Source organism: Streptomyces sp. NPDC060205, from assembly GCF_042728395.1.
Lineage (GTDB): Bacteria > Actinomycetota > Actinomycetes > Streptomycetales > Streptomycetaceae > Streptomyces.
The window spans coordinates 1-5,409 of record NZ_JBHWZP010000478.1; the positions used below are offsets into that span (position 1 = coordinate 1).

The window sequence follows — 5,409 nt, forward strand, 5'->3', positions numbered from 1 at the left end:
CGGTCGCCGCTTCCGTCGCCGGTGTTTCGGCTGCCGCCGCCCCCTCGGCGATGGCGATCGGCAACGACAACGGCGTCACCACCGCCAACGGCAACCACGCCGCGCAGATCTACGGCAACCAGGCGACGTACGGCGACATGAGCCCGCAGATGGCGCTCATCCAGGGCTCGCTCAACAAGCCCTGCATCGGCCTGCCCGCCAAGGCCAACCTGGCCTCGCTCGTCGGCCTGGTGCCCGTCACGGTCGCCCAGGACGTGCCGATCCTGTCGGCCCCGCAGAACCAGCAGTGCACCGAGAACTCCACGCAGGCGAAGGGCGACGAGCCCCTGTCGCACATCCTCAGCAACATCCCGGTGCTCTCGGGCAACGGCGCCTCCGGCAGCTGATCTGCCGTATCACCCAGTGGGCCGCCGGCCTTCCCGGCGGCCCGCTCCCCCTGCCACGTCAACGGCGGCGCGTAGCTCCGGTCCCGAGGAAAGCCTGTGGGCCAATCGGGGCAAACCCCGCAACCGCACCGTCCACCGCACTGTTGATGAATATGCGGCTCCGTTACGGGGGCCACTCTCCGAAAGGGAACGAAAATGAAGAAGCTGATGGCGACCGCGGCCATTGCCGCCTCTGTCGCCGGTCTGTCGGCCGCCGCCGCGCCCCAGGCGCTGGCCATCGGCAACGACGACGGCGTCACCACCGCCAACGGCAACGGTTCCGTCCAGAAGTACGGCAACCAGGCCACGCACGGCAAGATGAGCCCCCAGCTCTCGCTCGTGCAGGGCACGCTGAACAAGCCGTGTGTCGGACTGCCGGTCAAGGCCAACCTGGCCTCGCTCGTGGGCGGTCTGGTGCCGGTCACCGTCCTGCAGGACGTGCCGATCCTGTCGGCCCCGCAGAACCAGCAGTGCACCGAGAACTCCACCCAGGCGAAGGGCGACGAGCCCCTGTCGCACATCCTGGACAACATCCCGGTGCTCTCGGGCAACGGCGCTGCCGGAAGCTGACCTTCCCAGCTCCACCCCGCTCCGCGAACAGCGGGTCACCCCTCGGGGGTGGCCCGCTGTTCCCGTGCGTCCCCTGCCGGCGCCCGCTGCTCCCGTACGGGTGACGGGTTGTCGTAGAGCGCGTCGATGTGCCGTGCGTACGCCTCCGTCACCGCGTGGCGCTTGATCTTCAGGGACGGGGTCAGCAGGCCGTTGTCCTCGGTGAACTCGCCCTCCACCAGGGCGAAGTCGCGGATCGACTCGGCCCGGGAGACGGCCTGGTTCGCGTGGTCCACCACCTTCTGGACGTCGGCGCGCAGTCGGGGGTCGTCGACCAGCTCGGACAGCGGGGTGTCGGCGGGCATCCCGCGGACGTACAGCCAGTGGGTGAGGTCCTCGCGGTCCAGGGTGATCAGGGCGGCGACGTAGGAGCGGTTGTCGCCGACGACCACGCACTGGCCGACGGGGGGCCGGCTGCGCAGCCGGTCCTCCAGGACGGCCGGGGAGACGTTCTTGCCGCCCGAGGTGACGAGGATGTCCTTCTTGCGGCCGGTGATGGTGAGGTAGCCGTCCTCGTCGAGCGAGCCGAGGTCGCCGGTGGCGAACCACTCGTCGGTCAGGACGGCGTCGGTGGCGGCCGGGTCGTTCCAGTAGGCGCCGAAGACGATGCCGCCCTTGATGAGGACCTCGCCGTCGTCGGCGATCCGGACGGCCGTGCCCGGTACGGGCAGTCCGACCGTGCCGGGGCGGGGCCGCAGGGGCGGCACGATCGTCGCGGCGGCGGTGGTCTCCGTCAGGCCGTAGCCCTCGTAGACGAGGATCCCGGCGGCGTAGAAGAAGAGGCTCAGCTCGCGGTCGAGCGGGGAGCCGCCGCTGATGGCGTAGCGCGTCCGGCCGCCGATCTCCTTGCGGACACGGCGGTAGACCAGCAGGTCGTACAGGGCCCAGGCGGCGTAGAGACCGAGGCCAGGACCCTTGCCGCGGCCGAGGAACTTGTCCAGGTGCAGTTCGCCGAAGCGGACGGCGATGCGGTGGGCGCGGTCGAAGGAGGCGCCGCGGCCGATGCGTTCGGCGGTGGCGCGGCCGGTGCCGTGGATCTTCTCGAAGAGGTAGGGCACGCCGACCAGGAAGGTGGGCCGGAACGCGCGGAGCGCCGGGCGCAGTTCGTCGGGCTTGATGCTCGGGAAGTGGCCCAGCTCGATCCTGGCCATCAGACAGGAGATCTGCAGGGTGCGGCCCAGGATGTGGGCGAGCGGCAGGAAGAGGAGGGTCGAGGCCTGCTGGCCGGTGACTTCCTTGAAGACGGGGTGGAGGAGTTCGACGGTGTTGGCGGCCTCGGCGTACAGGTTGGCGTGGGTGAGGACGCAGCCCTTGGGCCGGCCGGTGGTGCCGGAGGTGTAGCAGATCGTCGCGACGGTGTCGGGGGCGAGGGCGGTACGACGCCCGGTGACCTCGTCGTCGGACAGGTCGCGGCCCAGGGCGGTCAGTTCGGCGACGGCGCCGCCGCGAACGGTTCCCCCGGTGCCGGCTTCGGCGTCGAGCTGCCAGATGCGCGGGGGCGCCGGGTGGTCGGCCGTGCCGGTCGTGACGGCCGCCGCGTTCTCCGCGGTTTCGACGACGACGAGACGGGTGGCGGAGTCGCGGACGATCCACTCGATCTGCTGGGGCGAGGAGGTGGGATACAGGGGGACGGACAGGCCGCCCGCGGCCCAGATCGCGAAGTCGAGCAGCGTCCACTCGTAGCGGGTACGGGACATCACCGCGACGCGGCCGCCCGGCTCCAGGCCCGCCGCGATCAAGCCCTTGGCCAGGGCGGTGACTTCACGGGCGAAGGCGGCGGCGGTCACCGGCTGCCAGGTGCCGCGTTCGCGTCGGCGCAGGACCACGGCGTCGGGGGCCTCGGCCGCGTTGGTGAAGGGCAGGTCGGCGATGCTGCCGGTGGTGGTGCCCGGTGCGAGGGCGGGCATGCGCGCCTCACGGACCGTACCGCTCCCGTCCCTTGTGAGCTCGACCTGGACACGGCCTCTCGGATCGGTGCGCTTCTTCGCCTGCTTCAGTTCCCTGCGTACGCCCATGGCGGCTCCCGGTGGCGGCTCTCGGTGCGGTGGCGCTTGCCCGTTGCGGTCACGCTTACTTACTGCGGAGTAAACTTACTCATGCGTAGGGGATTTTCAACAGGCCCGTCAAGCTCGGCCGGACGTGGGCCGATGAACGGATCATGACGTCGACGCACTCCCCCGCCCGCCCCTCGCACCTCTTCCCCGGCAGAAGCCGTCCGCCCTCGTCGTCCGTCCTGTCGCCGCCGCCCGGGTCCGGCCCCGCGGCCGCGTGGGCGAACCGGCTGCGGGTGGCGGTGTGGGCCGTGCCCGCGCTCCTGATCGCGTACGCGGGGTTCCGGCGGCGGTGGATGTCCGACGACGCCTACATCTACGTACGGACCGTGCGGCAGGTGCTCGCGGGGAACGGGCCCGTGTTCAACGCGGGTGAGCGGGTCGAGTCGTCGACCGGCACCCTGTGGCAGTGGCTGCTCGTCGCGGCCGGGGCGGCGGGGGTCGATCCGGCGGTCGCGGCGGTGTACGGGGGGCTGCTGCTGACCGCGACCGGGTTCGCGCTGGCGGGGATCGGCGCGCTGCGGACGTACGGCGGCCGGGCGGCCGTGCCGCTCGGGTCCCTGGTGCTGCTCGGGCTGCCGCCCGTGTGGGACTTCGCGACCTCGGGTCTTGAGACGGGGCTCGCCACGTGCTGGATCGCGGGGGCGTGGCTGGCGCTGACGACGAGGCCCGCCTCCCTCGTGACGTCGCTCGTCATCGGTCTCGGGCCCCTGGTGCGGCCCGATCTGGGGCTGGTGACCGTGGTGTTCCTGGCGGCTCAGTGGCTGGTCGTACGGCCGTCCTGGCGCGGGCTGTTCGCGGGAGCAGGGGCGGCGGGGGCGCTGCCGGTCGCGTACGAGGTGTTCCGGGCCGGGTACTACGGGCATCTGGTGCCCCTGCCCGCCGTGACCAAGGAGGCCTCGCAGAGCCTGTGGGGGCGGGGGCTGGTCTACCTCGGGGACTTCACGCATCCGTACCTGCTGTGGGTGCCGGCGCTGTTCGTGGCAGTGGCGGTGCTGGGGAGGGGTGAAGGCTTGCGCGGGCCGGGGGTGGTGCGGCTCGTCCCCGCGCTCGCGCCCGTCGTCGCCGGACTGCTGTGCTGGCTGTACGTGGTGAAGGTCGGCGGTGACTTCATGCACGGGCGCATGCTGCTGCCCGGGCTGCTGCTGATGCTGCTGCCCGTCCTCGCCGTCCCGGCGACGCGCGTGGGCACGCTGGCCGCCGTCGGCGTCGGCCTGTGGGCGGTGGTCTGCGCGGGGTGGCTGCGGATGCCGTACGGCGGGCAGATCGGGCCGGCGGGGATCGCGGACGAGCGCGGGGTGTACGTGCGGCACAACGCCGATCCGCATCCCGTGCGGCACACGTTCGCGGGGGCGCCGCATCACTTGCGGTACGCGCGCGCGGTGGCGGCGGCCGGGCGCTCGGGGACGCCGGTGGTGGTGCTGGGCAAGGACGGGTGGGTTCGGGGCTCCTCCGGCGGGGTGACGGCGAGTTATGTGGTGCTCGGGTTCAACGGGTCGGTCGTTCCGCTCGACGGGGCCGCGCTGGATCCGATCGGGCTCGCGTATCCGCTGGCGGCGCATTCCGAGCGGGCCGTGGCGGGGCGGGTGGGCCACGACAAGCACCTTCCGGCAGCCTGGCTGGTGGCCGACCGGGGGGTGGGGGCGCCACCCCCCGGGGTCTCGGCCGCCGAGGTGGGCGCTGCGCGGCGGGCTTTGCGGTGCGGGGCTCTGGGTGAGCTGGAGGGGGCTGTGCGGGGGCGGTTGACGGTGGGGCGGTTCGTGCGGAATGTCTCGGGGGCGTGGGGGCGGACGTCGTTCCGCTTCCCGAACGATCCGGTTCTCGCGGAACGGACGTTGTGCGGGTGAGCTTCCGCTCGGGGGGGGCGGGGGGGGGCGTTGTTTGCGCGTGCGGGCGGGCGGGGGCTGGCCGCGCAGTTCCCCGCGCCCCTTCAGGTGGGGGTGACCTGCGGTCGGCGATGTGGCTGCGGGTGCGTGGGGGTTGCCCGCGCCGTTCCCCGCGCCCCTGAAGGGGCGGGTGGGGACGATCGTTGGGACGTGCGGGTCCGTGGGGGTTGCCCGCGCCGTTCCCCGCGCCCCTGAAGGGGCGGGTGGGGACGGTCGTTGGGTCGTGCGGGTGCGTGGGGGTTGCCCGCGCAGTTCCCCGCGCCCCTTAAGGGGCGGGTGCGTGAGGGTTGGCCGTGCCCGGTCCCGCGCCTCCGAAGGGGCCGGGGGGCGGCCTGGCTTTTTTAGGGGCGCGGGGAACGGCGCGGGCAACCCCCACCGGGGCGCACCCGGCCCGCGGCCTCAGGCCCCGGCCCCTTAGGGGCGCGGGGAACTGCGCGG

The 5,409-nt window shown here is 72.8% G+C and carries 4 protein-coding genes; 3 read left to right on the forward strand and 1 reads right to left on the reverse strand.

The window, feature by feature from the left end:
- Positions 1-386: rodlin (locus ACFWGJ_RS41355; protein WP_387334114.1), on the forward strand; the 386-nt coding region annotated here is incomplete at its 5' end.
- Between the two features lie 195 nt (positions 387-581).
- Entirely contained in the window at positions 582-995 is a 414-nt protein-coding gene (locus ACFWGJ_RS41360) for a rodlin (protein WP_387334115.1), read from the forward strand.
- A gap of 35 nt (positions 996-1,030) precedes the next feature.
- Here the strand turns inward: ACFWGJ_RS41360 and ACFWGJ_RS41365 are convergent, their stop codons facing one another.
- Positions 1,031-3,049 carry an AMP-dependent synthetase/ligase gene (locus ACFWGJ_RS41365; RefSeq protein WP_387334116.1) on the reverse strand — a complete coding sequence of 673 codons (2,019 nt, stop codon included), beginning with the start codon at positions 3,047-3,049 and terminating at the stop codon, positions 1,031-1,033.
- A gap of 143 nt (positions 3,050-3,192) precedes the next feature.
- On the opposite strand from ACFWGJ_RS41365, the gene ACFWGJ_RS41370 reads away from it, so the two are divergent.
- The gene (locus ACFWGJ_RS41370) at positions 3,193-4,932 is read left to right on the forward strand and encodes a hypothetical protein (RefSeq protein WP_387334117.1); all 1,740 of its coding nucleotides are present in this window, start codon (positions 3,193-3,195) and stop codon (positions 4,930-4,932) included.
- Positions 4,933-5,409: the final 477 nt, after the last annotated feature.